The 14,821-nt window shown below is 52.1% G+C and carries 20 protein-coding genes; 6 read left to right on the top strand and 14 right to left on the bottom strand.

Features of this window, described 5'->3' with window-relative positions; all coding sequences use genetic code 11:
• Position 1: 1 nt before the first annotated feature.
• A complete protein-coding gene (locus ACZ5TN_RS05170) occupies positions 2 to 610 on the top strand; it encodes an indolepyruvate oxidoreductase subunit beta (RefSeq protein WP_464917343.1) in 609 nt (202 codons plus the stop codon).
• A 26-nt stretch (positions 611 to 636) separates the two neighbouring features.
• On the opposite strand, the gene ACZ5TN_RS05175 is transcribed toward ACZ5TN_RS05170, so the two are convergent.
• The 6 genes from ACZ5TN_RS05175 to ACZ5TN_RS05200 all read right to left on the bottom strand — a co-directional run bounded on the left by ACZ5TN_RS05175 (position 637) and on the right by ACZ5TN_RS05200 (position 6,683).
• On the bottom strand, positions 637 to 1,641 hold the full coding sequence (locus tag ACZ5TN_RS05175; protein ID WP_464917344.1) for a histone deacetylase family protein: 1,005 nt from the start codon (positions 1,639 to 1,641) through the stop codon (positions 637 to 639).
• Positions 1,638 to 2,237 carry a DUF8183 domain-containing protein gene (locus tag ACZ5TN_RS05180; protein WP_464917345.1) on the bottom strand — a complete coding sequence of 200 codons (600 nt, stop codon included), beginning with the start codon at positions 2,235 to 2,237 and terminating at the stop codon, positions 1,638 to 1,640. Before ACZ5TN_RS05180 ends, ACZ5TN_RS05175 begins: the two co-directional genes overlap by 4 nt.
• Positions 2,238 to 2,313: 76 nt before the next feature.
• Positions 2,314 to 2,883, bottom strand: a complete 570-nt coding sequence (locus tag ACZ5TN_RS05185) for a TATA-box-binding protein (RefSeq protein WP_054840388.1) — start codon at positions 2,881 to 2,883, stop codon at positions 2,314 to 2,316.
• 153 nt (positions 2,884 to 3,036) lie between these two features.
• Positions 3,037 to 3,918, bottom strand: coding sequence for an AbiJ-NTD4 domain-containing protein (locus ACZ5TN_RS05190; RefSeq protein WP_464917346.1), 882 nt, complete (start codon positions 3,916 to 3,918; stop codon positions 3,037 to 3,039).
• Positions 3,919 to 4,057: 139 nt separating this feature from the next.
• Positions 4,058 to 5,803, bottom strand: a complete 1,746-nt coding sequence (locus tag ACZ5TN_RS05195; RefSeq protein ID WP_464917347.1) for a DUF505 domain-containing protein — start codon at positions 5,801 to 5,803, stop codon at positions 4,058 to 4,060.
• Positions 5,804 to 5,840: 37 nt separating this feature from the next.
• Positions 5,841 to 6,683 (bottom strand): SDH family Clp fold serine proteinase, encoded by an 843-nt coding sequence (locus tag ACZ5TN_RS05200; protein WP_464917348.1) that lies wholly within the window; start codon positions 6,681 to 6,683, stop codon positions 5,841 to 5,843.
• A gap of 71 nt (positions 6,684 to 6,754) precedes the next feature.
• Between ACZ5TN_RS05200 and ACZ5TN_RS05205 the strand changes: the two genes are divergently transcribed.
• The gene (locus ACZ5TN_RS05205; RefSeq protein WP_464917521.1) at positions 6,755 to 7,171 is read left to right on the top strand and encodes a DUF356 domain-containing protein; all 417 of its coding nucleotides are present in this window, start codon (positions 6,755 to 6,757) and stop codon (positions 7,169 to 7,171) included.
• Here the strand turns inward: ACZ5TN_RS05205 and ACZ5TN_RS05210 are convergent.
• From ACZ5TN_RS05210 to ACZ5TN_RS05220, 3 genes are read right to left on the bottom strand one after another with little or no spacing between them, the layout of a single operon-like run.
• Complete coding sequence (locus ACZ5TN_RS05210) at positions 7,166 to 7,597, bottom strand: type II toxin-antitoxin system VapC family toxin (RefSeq protein ID WP_011249083.1); 432 nt, start codon at positions 7,595 to 7,597, stop codon at positions 7,166 to 7,168. The genes ACZ5TN_RS05205 and ACZ5TN_RS05210 overlap by 6 nt on opposite strands.
• On the bottom strand, positions 7,594 to 7,764 hold the full coding sequence (locus tag ACZ5TN_RS05215) for a hypothetical protein (protein ID WP_011249082.1): 171 nt from the start codon (positions 7,762 to 7,764) through the stop codon (positions 7,594 to 7,596). The genes ACZ5TN_RS05210 and ACZ5TN_RS05215 overlap by 4 nt, the downstream gene beginning before the upstream one ends.
• A 45-nt stretch (positions 7,765 to 7,809) precedes the next feature.
• The gene (locus ACZ5TN_RS05220; protein ID WP_464917349.1) at positions 7,810 to 8,352 is read right to left on the bottom strand and encodes a multiprotein bridging factor aMBF1; all 543 of its coding nucleotides are present in this window, start codon (positions 8,350 to 8,352) and stop codon (positions 7,810 to 7,812) included.
• 71 nt (positions 8,353 to 8,423) lie between these two features.
• Here ACZ5TN_RS05220 and ACZ5TN_RS05225 point away from each other — a divergent pair, with 71 nt between their 5' ends.
• A complete protein-coding gene (locus ACZ5TN_RS05225) occupies positions 8,424 to 8,933 on the top strand; it encodes a GNAT family N-acetyltransferase (RefSeq protein ID WP_464917350.1) in 510 nt (169 codons plus the stop codon).
• An 18-nt stretch (positions 8,934 to 8,951) separates the two neighbouring features.
• Entirely contained in the window at positions 8,952 to 9,242 is a 291-nt protein-coding gene (locus ACZ5TN_RS05230) for a hypothetical protein (protein ID WP_464917351.1), read from the top strand.
• A 22-nt stretch (positions 9,243 to 9,264) separates the two neighbouring features.
• Here ACZ5TN_RS05230 and ACZ5TN_RS05235 read toward each other — a convergent pair whose 3' ends face one another.
• The 5 genes from ACZ5TN_RS05235 to ACZ5TN_RS05255 all read right to left on the bottom strand — a co-directional run bounded on the left by ACZ5TN_RS05235 (position 9,265) and on the right by ACZ5TN_RS05255 (position 13,972).
• Complete coding sequence (locus ACZ5TN_RS05235; RefSeq protein ID WP_464917352.1) at positions 9,265 to 10,509, bottom strand: MFS transporter; 1,245 nt, start codon at positions 10,507 to 10,509, stop codon at positions 9,265 to 9,267.
• 64 nt (positions 10,510 to 10,573) lie between these two features.
• Complete coding sequence (locus ACZ5TN_RS05240) at positions 10,574 to 11,731, bottom strand: NAD(P)/FAD-dependent oxidoreductase (RefSeq protein ID WP_464917522.1); 1,158 nt, start codon at positions 11,729 to 11,731, stop codon at positions 10,574 to 10,576.
• On the bottom strand, positions 11,721 to 12,017 hold the full coding sequence (locus ACZ5TN_RS05245) for a (2Fe-2S)-binding protein (RefSeq protein ID WP_054840414.1): 297 nt from the start codon (positions 12,015 to 12,017) through the stop codon (positions 11,721 to 11,723). The genes ACZ5TN_RS05240 and ACZ5TN_RS05245 overlap by 11 nt, the downstream gene beginning before the upstream one ends.
• Positions 12,010 to 12,528, bottom strand: a complete 519-nt coding sequence (locus tag ACZ5TN_RS05250) for a 4Fe-4S dicluster domain-containing protein (RefSeq protein ID WP_464917353.1) — start codon at positions 12,526 to 12,528, stop codon at positions 12,010 to 12,012. Before ACZ5TN_RS05250 ends, ACZ5TN_RS05245 begins: the two co-directional genes overlap by 8 nt.
• Positions 12,521 to 13,972, bottom strand: a complete 1,452-nt coding sequence (locus tag ACZ5TN_RS05255; protein ID WP_464917354.1) for an FAD-dependent oxidoreductase — start codon at positions 13,970 to 13,972, stop codon at positions 12,521 to 12,523. The genes ACZ5TN_RS05250 and ACZ5TN_RS05255 overlap by 8 nt, the downstream gene beginning before the upstream one ends.
• Positions 13,973 to 14,140: 168 nt before the next feature.
• On the opposite strand from ACZ5TN_RS05255, the gene ACZ5TN_RS05260 reads away from it, so the two are divergent.
• Both ACZ5TN_RS05260 and ACZ5TN_RS05265 read left to right on the top strand, forming a co-directional pair.
• Positions 14,141 to 14,335, top strand: coding sequence for a hypothetical protein (locus tag ACZ5TN_RS05260; RefSeq protein ID WP_011249073.1), 195 nt, complete (start codon positions 14,141 to 14,143; stop codon positions 14,333 to 14,335).
• On the top strand, positions 14,295 to 14,765 hold the full coding sequence (locus tag ACZ5TN_RS05265) for a PIN domain-containing protein (RefSeq protein WP_464917355.1): 471 nt from the start codon (positions 14,295 to 14,297) through the stop codon (positions 14,763 to 14,765). The genes ACZ5TN_RS05260 and ACZ5TN_RS05265 overlap by 41 nt, the downstream gene beginning before the upstream one ends.
• Positions 14,766 to 14,821 lie beyond the last annotated feature (56 nt).

The raw sequence follows: 14,821 nt of genomic DNA on the forward strand, positions 1-14,821 counted from the left end.
GATGAAGGAGTACAACATCGTTATCACCGGAGTTGGCGGGCAAGGAATCCTCACCGCCGCCAACCTTCTCGGATGGGCGGCTTTAAGGGCAGGTTACAAGGTTCGTGTCGGCGAGGTTCATGGAATGAGCCAGCGCTTTGGAAGCGTCATAGCCTACGTCCGCTTCGGCGAGGACGTTTACGGTGCTATGGTTCCCGAGGGAAAGGCCGACGTCATACTCTCCTTCGAGCCTGTTGAAGCACTCCGCTACATCAACTACCTCAAGAAGGGTGGCCTCGTCTTCACCAACGCGAGGCCGATTCCGCCGGTCCAGGTCTCGATGGGGCTCGCGACCTATCCGAGCCTTGACGAGATGAAGAAGATCGTTGAAGAAGACTTCGGCGGCAAGTTCATGGCCTTCGACGCCGAGAAGTTAGCTATGGAGGCTGGCAACATCGTCACCACAAACGTAGTCCTCATAGGAGCACTCAGCCAGACTCCTGGCTTCCCGCTCTCGGAGGAGCAGATAAAGGAGGTCATCAGGATCAGCGTCCCGCCGAAGACGATAGATGTAAACATGAGGGCCTTCGAGCTTGGCGTTAAAGCCGCTAAGGAAATGCTGGGGCTTTGAGACTCGCCGCTTTTCTCTTTTCTTTATCAGAACTCCCACCACTCCCCCAGTATTTCCTTCACCCGTTCCATAATGCTCAGAGTCTCAAAGGACGGATGCACTGGGACTTCAAGGTGCTCTTTACTGAGGTATCCTGCCATAAAAACAGGCAGACCCTTTTCGAGCCCAACACTGTAGCCACCCTCGAGAACAACCACTAGGGGATACTTCGAGAGAGTTGCTCCAGCGTAGGCGTAGAAGACCTCACTCAGGCGGAGCGTTGTAAGGCCGTCTCCGTGGAAGCCGTCAAAGCCAGCTGAGATAACTACGACCTTCGGCTTGAACTGGGCAACTATCCGCAGAACAACCTCGTTCCAGGCGTAGATGTAGTCGTCGTCGCCCGAATAGTGGGGCATTGGAATGTTGACCTTAGTTCCCTCTGCACCCTTACCCCCAACCTCGTATTCGTAGCCGCTCACGGGATAGATGTCCCTCTCGTGGAGGTCTATGTGGACTGCATTTGGATCGTTCCAGAGTATCTCCTGCGTTCCGTTGCCGTGGTGGGCGTCGAAGTCAATAACCAAGGCCTTTCCGGTGAGCCCTTCGAGGAGCTTTGAAGCGTAGGCCGCGTTGTTGAAGATGCAGAAGCCGAGAGTCGGTGCGTTAAAGGCCCTTCCCCTCCTGCCGGCATGGTGGCCGGGTGGTCTGACGAGGGCAAGGTAAAGCCCTTTATCCTCAAAGGCAAGTTCAACGGCCTTCTTAACAGCCCCAAAGGCGTGGAGCGCGGCATTAAACGTGCCGGGGGAAACGTAGGTGTCTGGGTCAAGGTAGTTGAAAGATCTTCCCAGCTCTTTTACCAGCTCCACGTACTCTTCATCATGAACCTTGAGGAGCTCCTTTTCCTGAACTGCTTCAGGTTCGATAACGTTTTTCCACAGACCAGCTTTTTTCAGCCCTTCAACGGCTCTTTTCAGCCTCCTGGGATTCTCCGGGTGATACCCCTCGGGCCTGTGTTCGAGGAAAATTGGAGTATAGAGAATCCCGAACTTCAAATGTACCCCCTCTCATCCTCTCTGACAGCTTTTTTAAGTTCAGCCAGAAGTGCTTCGGCATCTTCCTTGCTCATACCCACCTTTTTCGTAAGGAACTCAATTATCTCCCTCTCGCTGGCGCCGTTCTGCATCCTCTCAAACACCATGAGGGCGAGCCTCTCAAATATCATCTCCTGGAACTCCTGGGTTAGGCCAAGGGAGTCCATCAGGACGTTCATACCCACGAGGAGAGCGGTTAAAGCGTCGTTGAACTCATCCTTTCCGAGGCTCTTCTCGTCTAGGTCAACCCTGAGGGTTACCTCATCGTTCATGCCGCTGAGCGTGAATTTGAGAAGGTTCATGCGCTCGTTCAGGATGAGGAGCGTGTGGTAGACCTTCACCTTTTCCTCAAGCCTCATAGCTATGGTCTCGATGCCGCTCGGAACTGCCAGCCGGACAAATCCGTCCATGAAGATGACGTTCAGGAGAAACGGTATCTTCGGGTGCTCGGCAACGTAGTGGTTCTCTCCCACCTGCCTGAGGTTCCAGGGGAGATCAACAATGTCTTCGGCGTCATCGTTACCCGCTTTAAGCCACTCAAGAACCTGGGTATGCATCGGATACCACCTTTAACACATAGAGAACATGTCCTTAAAACAATATTGGGAGTCACAAAAAAGTAGGTGGGATAAATCACCACTCCTCTTCTTCGATGAGGCCGTACTTCTCCAGCTCGCGGAGGAGCTTCTTGACGGCCTCCCAAGCGTCCTGCTCGCTCTTGGCGCCCGAACAGACGATCTTTCCGGAGGAGAAGAGCAGTATTACAGCCCTAGGCTCCTTGACGCGGTATATAACGCCCGGGAACTGCTCGGGCTCGTATTCACAGTTCGGCAGGATCAGAGCAACGGCATCGAGGTTGAACTCCATACCGATGTCACCGCTGAAGACCATGTTCTGGATGTCTATCTGGGGCTCCCTGGTGAATTTGGCACCGATTTTCTTCAGCATCTCTATGAGCTTATACACGGCTCTCTTGATGTCGTCAACGCTCTTTGCGCCAGTTACAACGAGCTTTCCAGAGCTGAATATCAGAAGGGCCACTTTCGGGTCGTCAAAGCGGCAGATTATACCCGGGAACTCCTCAGGATTGTACTTAGAGCTCGGGCAGATCTCTATGACCTTCTCAAGGTTGAGGTCTGTAAAGAGATCCACAGAAGCGACTATATTCTCAATCCTGAGCTTTACATTGCTCATGTCCACCAAGGTTTACACCTCCGAATGGTGGGTTTAAAAACCCTTTATAAATGAGGGCCGTTGCTTTTTAAAGGTTTAGGTTAAAGGGGGCACCACTACGAGAGTTAGAGGTTGATCATTGGACAATAACAATTTTCAAGACATCTTGTTATTATGAAGTCTCTACCTCTGTTCCAATTTTAGCTCCACGCCCTTTTTATCTGATTTGGAGATAAGGTAGTTAATTATTGCAGAAGAAGTTACAAAAATAAACTTGGCTTCCTCGAACTCAGGCATTTTCTTTCCTTCTGGATCAGAATGTCTAGCGACTTCGTTTGCATATCTCCATAACTTTCCAATAGCACTAGCAAGATTCTCGTTAAGCTCTAGGATTTTCTGCACTTTAGGGAGGAGCTCCCCTAGTGTTCCATGTCTATGTGTAATCAATTTAGCTACACCTTCAACAGCCTTAATAGATGCTTCAACGGACTCTTTGTAGTTTGAATCCCTTCTATCAGACAAATATTTTAAGGCCGAGGACAAGTCATGATAAATCCCTGTCCATGGTTTTACGTTTTCAAAGGCGGTCTCAATCTCTGAAATCTCGGATTCTTCATAGATTGGCACAATTTTACCATTAACAAATCTGTATCCGGCATTTTCCTCTTCTAGCACCTTGTTGCAGACTTCCATAAATTTTTTGTTTATCTTCTCGTCGGGCCAAGTGTTGACCACGAATTCTAAGAAGTCATAGACTTCGTACCATTCACAACTCATCAAGTATCCCTTTATGTATTTGAGAACATAGTCTATTCCCATATCGTCCAGAGAGCGCTTGAAATATTGGTCCAATAAAAGATACACAAATGTTTCTGTATTCTCACGATTCTTTATACTTTCTTCATCTAACATTAAAGGGGGATATTTCAATCTGACAATCTTTTTTCCATACATCATGTAAAACCAATTCCACAATCTAGTTCTTAATTCTGGACTTATCTGGTTTACTTGTAGTTCTAGTCGTTTCTTTTTGATCCCTTCTCGCTCGGAAAATAATTTGACCATAAACTTTTACACCTACATCTTTTTGGAAGCTGAACGGATTTAAAACTTTCTTTTGGCAATATACAAAAAATTCAAAAGGACATAACGCGTATTGCGTTCTAACCCTCAAAAAGTGACAGATAAAAAGATAAGAAAGGCCTCAGAGATAGGCCTCAACGAGAACTTTTCCAGCCTCGGTAAGGCTCTTGGTTCCGAGGAAGCCGAGTTCCCTGAGCATTGTCAGGGCCTTCTTTATCTCGTCGTCGCTGAGGCTGAGGTGCTTCCTGATGACGTCAACCTCTTCCATCTTGTAGCCCTTAACCTCGCCCTTCTCCTTCCATATCCTGTTGAAGGTCTCGAGGTTGTCGTAGATCACTCTGAGCACGTTGTAAAGGGTCGGCGTGACGCTGAACTTGACCTTGACTATCTCCTGGAGCTTGGCGTTCTCAATGGCTGTCTTGACCTTGTCTCCAAGCTCGGTGAGCTTGACCATGCCGTTTTGAAGCTCCACAACGAAGCCCTTGGCCTCTGCCTCGCCAATGGCCCTGATTATCTCCTTTTCGTCTCCGCCAACGTAGTCCTGAACGAGCGCCACCAGCTCGTCCCTGTGGATGTACTTCTTCCTCGGGGTCTTTGCAAGTATTGCGGCATCATAGCGGGTTATGAACGGCTTCCTCTTTATCTCCCTGCTGAGTCTGAGGTAGAACCTGCCCTTGTCGGTGACGCCGGCCTTTACAACGTTCTCCTCCTGGGCCTTGAGCACCCACTCGGCTATAGGCACGTCCCCGCTCTCGGCGTAGGTAACTGCCTTCATGGCATCCGGGCTGACCGTTCCGAAGTTGATCGCCTCTTTGCCCCACTCGGTTAGCCAGTAGGTGTCCTTCTCCTTGACGAGCCTCCTCTCGATTAGTTCCTTGCTCTCAAGGAGGTGCAGAATCGCACCAAGGTCTTCGACATCAACGCGCCTCTCTATCTCCTTCTCGGTCGGGAGTATATCTGGGTTGGTCTCGTACTTCTTCTCGATCTCCTGAATCGCCTTGAGGACTGAGAGCTCGTCTTCAAGCAGGTATATCGGAAGGACTTTCTCCTCAACCCTGCCCATTGCCTCGTAGGTGTCCATTATGGCCTTTCCGAACTCGGTGGTACCCTTCTCGTCGGCGAGGCCCATGCTCTCAAGTTCTGCGTTCCTCTTGCCAGCCTTGAGCATCTCAAAGTCTTCCTTCCTGAGCACGATGGCCCTCGCAAACACTGGGATCATATTGAGGGCTTTAAGTGCCAGCTTGGCAGCTGGAGTCGTTGCGAAGGCCCTTCCCTTCTCGGTCGGCGGCGAGATAAGGAGGAGCCTCATGGCTTGAAGTGCATTGACGATGTTGTCCCCGTAGAGCTTTGAGTTCTTGTAAGTTACAAGCTCATCGAGGGTTCCAATCTTGGGCATTCCCCTGAGGAATGAGGCAATCTCGGGCGTGAGGTAAACAACTGGATGGGTCTCGCGGTAGACCTCCAGAAGGGCCTTCCCGAAGGGGGTAAGACCGTTCTCATCGGCAAGCTTTCTCTCCCTGAGCTTCTCCATCCAGCTCTCGGGGATTTTGCCCGTCTCCTCGAGGAGCTCCATCATCTTGATTATCTCGGTGTCAGCTATAACATCAGGGAGCTCCTCAAGGCTGAGTTTATCGGTTATCTCAAGAAGCTTCCTGCCTGCATCGGTCAGCTTTATCTTGCCCCCCTCAAGCTCGGCAAAGCCGAGTATGTAGAGCTCTATCGCCCTTATCTGAAAGTCCTCCGGGAGCTTCGCCTCTATTTCTGCCTGGCTCTCGGTGTTCTTCATTTCCCTGAGTATCTCGATGTGCCTCTTCTTCAGGTACATTCCACATCCCTCCAGAATTTTTCCGCACGCCTTTATTAACAATAAGTTTTTAAAAGTTTTGGTAAGAAAAAATGAAAGGTCACTTCTTGCTCTCCTGCTTCACGGGGTAGGGCATGAACTCGACGGTTCCCCTCTGCTTGACAGGCTGTTTGTAGAGCTCCATGAGGGCGTAGACTTCCTCGGGAACGTCGGTCTCGACATTGAGGCCAAGCTCCCTGGCGTGGTCAACGGTTATCGGGTAGTCATGCGTCCACCTGCCCTCCGTGAGTATCTGGGCCAGCTCCCTGGCCTTTTCCTCGCCGTACTTGTCCTTAAGGAGGTTAAACACGAAGTCCTGAACCTGCTTTATGGCCTTCTCGGCAACGTCGGCTAAGATAAGCGTCTGGTCGTCAACCTTTTCTGCCCCCTTCTTCTCAACTGCTCTCAGTATGCTTGGGGCGGGGTACTGACCAAGCTGCGGGTCAACTGGGCCGAGGACTGCGTTTGGATCCATGATTATCTTGTCGGCAGCGAGTGCTATGAGTGTGCCGCCGCTCATGGCGTAGTGTGGGACTATGACGCGCGTCTCAGCCGGGTGCTCTTTGAGTGCCCTCGCTATCTGGGTTGCCGCGAGGACAAGACCCCCAGGGGTGTGTATTATGAGGTCTATCGGCTTGTCCTTTGGCGCGGCTCTTATAGCCCTTAGGATTTCCTCGCTGTCCTCTATGCTGATGAACCTGTAAACAGGTATCCCAAAGAGACCTATGCTCTCCTGCCTGTGTATCATTGCTATTACCGTGGAGTTCCTCTTCCTAGCGAGCTGGGCCATGAGCCTCGCTCTGGCCGCCTGGAGCGCCCTGAACTGGAGCTGGGGCCACATCAGCAGGTAGAGGAAGAACAACCACCAGAGCAGAGACCCCAAAAATCCACTTAACGGGTCCACAGTATTCACCTCCAGTTATTTTCACCCCAATCCTTTATAAAGATGTGCCAGCAACTTACGCCGGTGAGAACATGAGAAACACGATAGTGCTCGTGAGGGCCGACAGCTTCCAGAAGGCGAGCGTAGCCTTGGCAGACCTCGTCCGCTACGGCGGGATGAAAATTAGGGGGGATCCCAGGATAATACCGCCGGCCCTCTCAGAGTGGGTCTTTGAGAAGGTTAGCGGCGAGAAGCCGAGGAGGAAGTTTAAAGCCCACGTAGTTGCCCAGATAGACCTTCCTCCGAGGAAAGCTATAGGCAGGCTGATGGACATTCATCCCCCAGCACACGTCCTCGTAGTCCCTCCCGACAGCGAGGCATGGACGGAGCTCATGAGGCTCTGGGGAACTTTCGAAAAGCTCAGGGGCTTCCACCCCCCGAAGAGAACGAAGGCCGAGGAGATCGAGAGGAAGAGGAAAAAGCGGGAATATGAAGATTTGGACTTATAGGAGTTCTAACCCCTCTTCCCTAGCCACTTTTATTAAATCTCCGTCCAAAGTAGCGAGCCGCTCAATGTTGTTAACTTTGCACGCCGCCAAGATTATAGCGTCATTTGGAAGCAGATTGTACCTCCTCATGAAATTGTAGGCCTGAAGTAAAGTTTCTTCATCCGTTGGGAGAATATGAAACTGAGTTATGAAGTCGAGCGGTTCATCCTCCTTTATAAACTCTGATATCTTTCCAGAGCTTTTGACTGTAAGCGGTGATACTCCAGATTTCAGACGGATGTAATGAAACAGAAACTCGCTTACCACTATGTCATTTATTATTGCAACTGCACCACCATCAGCGAGGTAATTCAGAATCTTGACAGCCTCTGGATTCCCTTTTAGTCCTTCAATAAGAACGGAGGAATCAATGAAGACTTCGATCATTGAAAGTACCACTCCTCCTCGTTTATCGAACCAGAGAACTTGCCGAGATACTTTTTAAGGATGTCTTTTTTTAGGCCCTTTTTCTCTTCCTTCCTCAACAGTAGGGATATTTTTCTCTGGATGATCTTCTCAAGACCCTTCGGAACCACAATGACTATCTCACCCATTGCCCCTCACCAATAAAGTTTTTTGAAGAAGAAAAATTTAAACTTTCACTTCTTCTTCCTCTTCTTGATCCTTATGTTGGCTATGTCGCCGAGCGTTGGTTCGTAGTCCCTTGGAATTGTCTTTTTCTCCTCAATAAGCTCTTCACCTGCACTTTCGATGAGCTTTATCTTGAAGTACCTCTCAAGCTTTCTCGCTTCTTTTATCGTAGGCTCGCGGTAGCCGTGTGCTATTGCTCTGAGGTCGTTCACGGAAAGCCCGATCTCGTGTGAAAGCTCCTCGTAGCTCTTGCCCGAGCGCTGGATTGCCCTGTAAACCCTCTCCGCAAAGTCCTCGACGATCTCCTCAGTAACGAGCGGCTTCGGCTGGTATGGTCTCGGCTGGGGTTTTGGACGGGATGCCGGTCTTGCAGTCCTCCTCGGCTGCCTTCCGGTGGGCATTATACTGAAGGTTCCCGGCTTCTTACCGCCGTACTTTTCGTAGCACTTATCGCAGACAAGAACCTCTGCTCCCTCTATCCTTATCCTGTGGCCCGGTCCCCTGATGGGGGCGCCGCATATTTCACAGTACTTCGGCTTGGCCTTTCCCATCTCAACCACCTTCTCCCTGACATAGAGAGTACTGGACAGGCTTTTTAAACCCGACGATTTAATCAACTCCGATGACGGAGGAGAACGAAGAAGTGAAAATAGAGAAACTTCAGAAGCTCGACCAGGAAACTCTTGAGAGGCTCATTGAGATATACATGAGCGCCTACGAGGGCATGAGGGAGTACGGTGGCGAGGGGGAGAGCTACGCGAAGCGCTACCTCCGCTGGTGCTGGGGCAAGGCCAAGGACGGCTTTTTCGTCGCCAAGATTGGGGATAAGATAGTCGGCTTCATAGTCTGCGACAAGGACTGGTACAGCAAGTACGAGGGAAAGACGGTTGGAGCAATCCACGAGTTCGCGGTTGATAAAGCCTATCAGGGCCACGGCATCGGCCACAAGCTGATGGATAAGTGCCTCGAATACCTGAAGGATACGGGCAGGATAGAGCTATGGGTCGGAGAGAAGAACTATGGAGCGATGAAATTCTACGAGAAGTACGGCTTCAAAAAAGTCGGCCAGCACGGGATATGGGTTCGAATGGTGAAGGACACCAAAAAGGAGATAAAGCGGGAAGAGAAGTAGTTTTATTGGTGGTGGTTTATGCCGTGCATACATCCCCCAACTCCAGAGAAGGTGAAAGACATGAAGGAAGAGAGTTTTATCCGTGAAGGAAAGGGGAAGCTTAAGGTGACCATCGAGGGTGAGGAGACCCTTGAGACAACCATGAGCGGCTCGCTCAAGAGCGTGGAAGAGGTAGCAGAAATGCTCGGCGTCGAGGCCAAAGACGGAAAGATAGATACCGTCGTTGACGGCGTCAAGGTGAGGATGCAGAAAGGAAAGCTCGAGCTTGAGTTTGAGAGCGGGGAGAGGATGAAAATAGAGAGGGCCTGACGTTTTCTTTTTAGCCCAACCCTCATTCTGGGAGCCTTAGGGCCAGGACAAACGCTATTGAGAGAGGTACCACCGTGCTGAAGAAGTTGAGCTGGAAGCTTATCTCCGAGAGGTAGCCGCCTATAAGCGGTCCAACCACCCATCCGAGGCTCATCATCCCGTTTAGGAGAGCCATGCCCTGCGCCCTCTCCGAAACACTGACCTTCTTTGCCACGTATGTTGAAGTCGAGTTTATCGTCAGTATCCACTTGATTCCCGAGAGGAACGCCACACCGAAGGCCAGCCAAACGTTTCTAACAACTGCGTAGAGGACGAATGCCATAGCGTAGCCGGCAATTGATACGAGGTAGAACCTCTTCGCCCCGTACCTGTCTATCAGCCTGCCGAGGAAGTATCCGGTCAAGGCAGCAGCGAGACTCTCTATTCCAAAAAGAACGCCAACACTCCACTCTCCGAAGGCCTCCTTGAAGTAGACCGAGGAGACACTGTAGAACTGTCCGCTGGCGACCATCACTAGGAAGACTGTAAAGTAGAACAGCCCAAGGTGGCCTCTCATGAGCTTCTTGAAGGCCGAGCTTTTTACAGTTGCCCTCCAGCTTTCCCTGCCCTCCTGCACAAGAATCATGCCAACGAGGCTCCTCCTTCCAGCGGGCCTCTCCCTGATGAGGAGAACTATCCCGGCCGAAAGGAAGAGGAGAAAGCCAGCGATGATGAAGAGAACCTTTATGCCGAAGTATTCAACCACTGCGGAGCCTATGAAGTTGCCCACCATGTAGCCGGCGTTCTCTATGGAGTTGAACAGGCCGAAGATTGATCCAGCCCTCGTTGAAAGCTCAGAGATGAGGGCAGAATGGGCCGGAGTCATGGCCGAGCCGAACGCCCCCTGAAACGTCCGGAGCAGGAGGACATGGACAGGAGATGTTGCAAATGCCATTATCATATAAAACAGTCCAATGGAAGCAGCACCGAACGCGATGAAGCCCTTTCTGTTCCTGGTGGCGTCGGAGAGCCAGCCGAAGGGATACTGAAAGACGGTAGAGGTTAGATTGAAGGCCACGCTCAGAAGGCCGACCATGAACATCGTCGCACCTAGGTACTGCATGTAGACGCTCAGATACGGGAAGGCCATTCCGAAGGCCACGTTGGCAATGAACATGGAGACGGCTAGGATAACGATGTTCCTCCGCTTAACCCTGAGCTTTTTGAGCTTGAGGGTTCTCTCGCGCTTCCCCTGCGTTATCACTCGCTCTCTCTTCCTTAAAGGCATGTCTCGGGCTACGCTGAGAGGATTTATAAAAATTTCCGTCGAAATGTTAAGAAAAGAATTGAAATCATCCCATCTGAAGTGCCTGACCCCTCAGTTCACCCCTCTCGAAGCGGTAGGAGTCGTAGAAGTCTAGCGGCTTGTCGGTCTTCCCGTCCACGATGAGCTCGGCCAGTGCCTCTCCAACAACCGGGGCAAGCATGAAGCCGTGCCCGCTGAAACCTGCCGCGATGTAGAACTCGTCTATCTCGTTTATCCTCCCTATGGCCGCGTTGTGGTCGGGGGTTTCTGCATAAAAGCCACCCCACACCCTTATGACGTTCACGTACTTGAGCGCTGGAACTATCTGGGCGAAGCGGTAGCTGACTCCACGAAGGAAGTCATAGGTCGGTGTTATGTCGTAAGTCGGCCCGTACTTGAGGCCGTAGCCGCCTATGACGCCGCCCTGGTTGGCCTCCTGCGTCATGTAAACTCCCCCGTGCTTGAAGGAGATGACCATCGGCTCTATCTGGCCGGGCTTTATGGGTTCAGTCTTCACGCTCTGGTGCTTATATGGTTCTATTGGGATTTTTATCGGCACTCCTGCCATTTTGTTTATGAGCGGCGCCCAGGCGTTGGCCGCGTTGATAACCCTGCCCGTCCTTATCTCTCCCCTGTTGGTCACGACGGCCTTTATCTTCCCGTCTTCGACCTTGATGTCCTTCGCCTCGGTGTACTCGTATATCTCAACGCCCAGCCTCTTGGCCGCGTTTGCATAGGCAAATACCGCCTTAAACGGGTTCGCCTTTCCGTCCGTGTGGTTCCACGCGGCCGCTATAACCCCGTCAGTGTTAAGGGGTGGAACTATTTCCTTAGCCTCCTCGGGTGTTATTATCCTCGAAGGAACTCCAAAGCGGTTCTGGAGCCGGACGTTGTTCTTAAAGGCCTCAAGCTCCTCTTCGCTGTAGATCAGGAAGAGGTAGCCGCTCTGGGTAAACTCGACGTCGTATCCAAGCTCCTCTTTCAGCCCTTTCCACAACTCGACGGAGCGCTTCATCATCCTAATGTTTGCTTCATCGCCGAACTGCTGCCTTATTCCGGTTCCACAGCGGAATGTCGAGCCGTTTCCGAGGTAGCCTTTTTCGAGAACCACGATGTCGCTCTCGCCGAGCTTGGCGAGGTTGTAGGCTATGCTGAGACCTATTATGCCGCCGCCGATGATGATCGTCTTTGCCTCACTCTTCATCGTCATCACCCATCTCGCCCGCTAAAACTCCCATCATCACCGGCCTAACGGGAACGCGCGTTGCGGGAAGTGGAATACCCTCCTGTTTCTTTCCGGTCTTCCTCGCGAGAATTCCCATCACGAGCGGAAGGCAAGTCCTTCCCTGGCATGGCCCCATGCCTATCCTCAGGAGCCTCTTGATTTCCTCTATGTCGGTTATCCCCTGATCTAGGAGGTCTTCAATCTCCTTGAGCGTGACGTCGTTGCAGCGGCAGATGATTATCTTCTCCCTTGGGTCCTCACTCATCATAATCCCCTCCCGGCACGCGAAGGGCCCTCACTTCCCAGGCGAGCTCAATTGGAACCTCCACCGTGACTACGGCTGTGTCCCCCACGCTCTTCTCGCGCGGTATTACGAGCGTGACCTTCCCCTTTCCAACGGGTTCTCCAACGCGGTTGAGGAGAACCACCTCATCGCCGCGCTCTGGAACCGGAAGAAGCTCGTAGGGCATCGTTATCCTCGCTTTGTCCCCAACGTACTGGACCATGAAAAACGCCAAACCGGGGCATATCTGGACGCAGAGGGAGCAGCCGACGCACTTCTCGTAGTCAACGATTGGAAGGTCGTTCGGCGTCGGCATGCTTATCGCTCCAGTAGGGCAGACCTCCCTGCACGGGGCGCATGGTATCTCCTGCGGGCACTCGGGAACGGCAACAGGCCTCGCCCTAAGCCTCTCCTCGCTCGGCTTTGGGATTATCTTGAAGAGCTCTTCGGGCGTTATGTAGCCCTTCTTCAGGTATTCTGGGATCTCAGACATTGGAACCACCCCCAGCGGGCAGAAGAGCCTTCTTTATCCCCTCAACGATGTGCTTTCCGAAGGGGCCTGAACGGAACTCCTCGAGGTCGCGCTGGGCCTTCTCTATCTCCCCCAGCCACTCTGGAGAAGCGACTCCAGCCTTGAGCGCCGCGGCAATTCCTGCTATCTTCCCTTCGAGCATCGCCGTAGTTGCCTCCTCTATTCCAGCAGAATCGCCAGCGACGAAGATTCCCTGGACGGTGGTCTCCATTCTCTCGTCCCTCACAGCTACGTGGCCTCCCAGCTCTCGGACGAACTTTATCTGGCACCCCGCCTGGTGGAGGAGCTCTATGCTCGGCCTCAATCCTACGGCGAGTGCTATCGTGTCCACCTCGAAGACCTTCTCCGTTCCGGGTATTGGCCTCCAGTTCTCGTCAAGCTGAGCAACTACCGCCCTCTCGACCCTGTCCGTACCTTCTGCCCTTAGGATCGTGTGCCTCGTGAGAATTGGAACGCCGAGCCTCCTCACCTTGGCAGCGTGGACGAAGTAGCCTCCGACCTTGGGCATGGCCTCGACTATCGCCTTCACCTCAACGCCTGCCTGGATGAGCTGGTATGCCAAAATCAGCCCCACGTTGCCAGCTCCGACGATGAGGACTCTGTCGCCGGGCTTCACTCCGTAGGTGTTCATGAGGGTCTGGATTGCTCCAGCTCCGTAGATTCCTGGCAGATCGTTGTTCTCGAAGGGAATCATCTTCTCCATCGCGCCGGTCGCGACGACGAGGGTCTTTCCCGAAAACTCCACGAGCTCGCGGTTCTCCCTGACGCCGATCACGAGCTTCTCGTCGCCATCCTGGAAGATTCCAACGGCAGAGGTCTCCGTGAAGACCCGTATTTTCTCCCTCTTTCTCACTTCCTCAGTGAGAATCTTGGCTATCTCCACTCCCCTTACTCCTGCGAACTGCTCCCTCTTCCCGAAGAACTTGTGGGTCTGCTTGACGAGCTGGCCGCCCAGCTTTGGCTGTTCGTCAATGAGGATGACACTCGCGCCGGCGTCAGCCGCGTGTATCGCCGCCATCAGGCCGGCGGGACCGCCGCCGATGACAACGACGTCCGCCTCGTATCTGGTTGCATCCTTCCATTCCGGCGGCTTCGCAGTCCTTGGGAGCATCTCTTTTCCTTTCTGCATCTCAATCCTCATGCCGTCCTCGACGAGGGTTATGCACGAGCGGACGTTCGGGATGCCGTTTACCTTAACGAGGCAGGAAGAGCACTTGCCTATGGCACAGAAGAGGCCCCTCGGTCTGTGTTTCTCACCGCTGTGGCTGAGGACTCTAATTCCAGCGGCGTGGAGTGCCATTGCAATAGTCTCTCCCTCGTAGGCCTCTATCGGCCGGCCTTCAAAGTAGATGGTGACCTTTCTGCCTCGCTCAAACCGCAGAACAGGATGTTCAGTGATGCGCATGAACTTTCACCAATGTGGGTTAAGAAAAGCCCTTTATGAGGATTTTTTCATAAAAAGGTTTTCCACCTTTGGTTGAGAAAGGAAAAGGGCGCCAGATTCTCTTTACTTGGCTATGAATATGACGAAAACGTTATCAAACCCAACGTTCAACGTCTTGTGGGGATGTGGATGGACGTGACTTTGAGGGTGAGGGTTCCCGAGGGGATTGACGAAAAGCTCGTTGGAGAAATGGCCGAGATATTTGCACGCGCTCAGGCCTTAAGGATGCTCGCTTCCAGCAAGGGGAAGGTGAGACCTGAGAGGGCATCATGGGGGGAGCTTCGTGAGTATCTACAGGAGTACAGGGACTTTTCTGGACAGTAGCGTCCTGCTCAACCTGCTCTTTGAGACTGAGCTGACAGAGAGGGCAAGAAAAATACTTTCCATGGCTGACGATCCGCTGGTTTCTGAAACTGTCGTCGATGAGTGTGTTTATGTCACGCTCAGGAAGAAAGCCTCTTCGCGCGGAATCAAGAGCATCCACGAACTGAGAAAATTTCTGAAAACTGAAGAGGGAAGAAGTCTCCTAAGGGAATCGTCCGAGATGGTGCTCTCGTTCATAGGTAGACACGGGATTGAGATCGTTGAAGACCCCGACATTTTTCTGACTTTAAGCATAGCTGAGAAGTATGGCCTTTTGATGCACGATGCAAAAATAGTGGGTGCCATGATTGTCACAGGGGTCAAGAAAATAGCAACCCCCGACAGGGACTTTGAAGGAATACCCTTCATCGAAGTCCTCAAAGAAGAATAAAAAGAAGCTTCAGCGTTCGTGTACATTCTTCAAGGGTGAAGAAGAGAGAAAATAAA

The organism is Thermococcus sp. JCM 11816 (assembly GCF_055396515.1).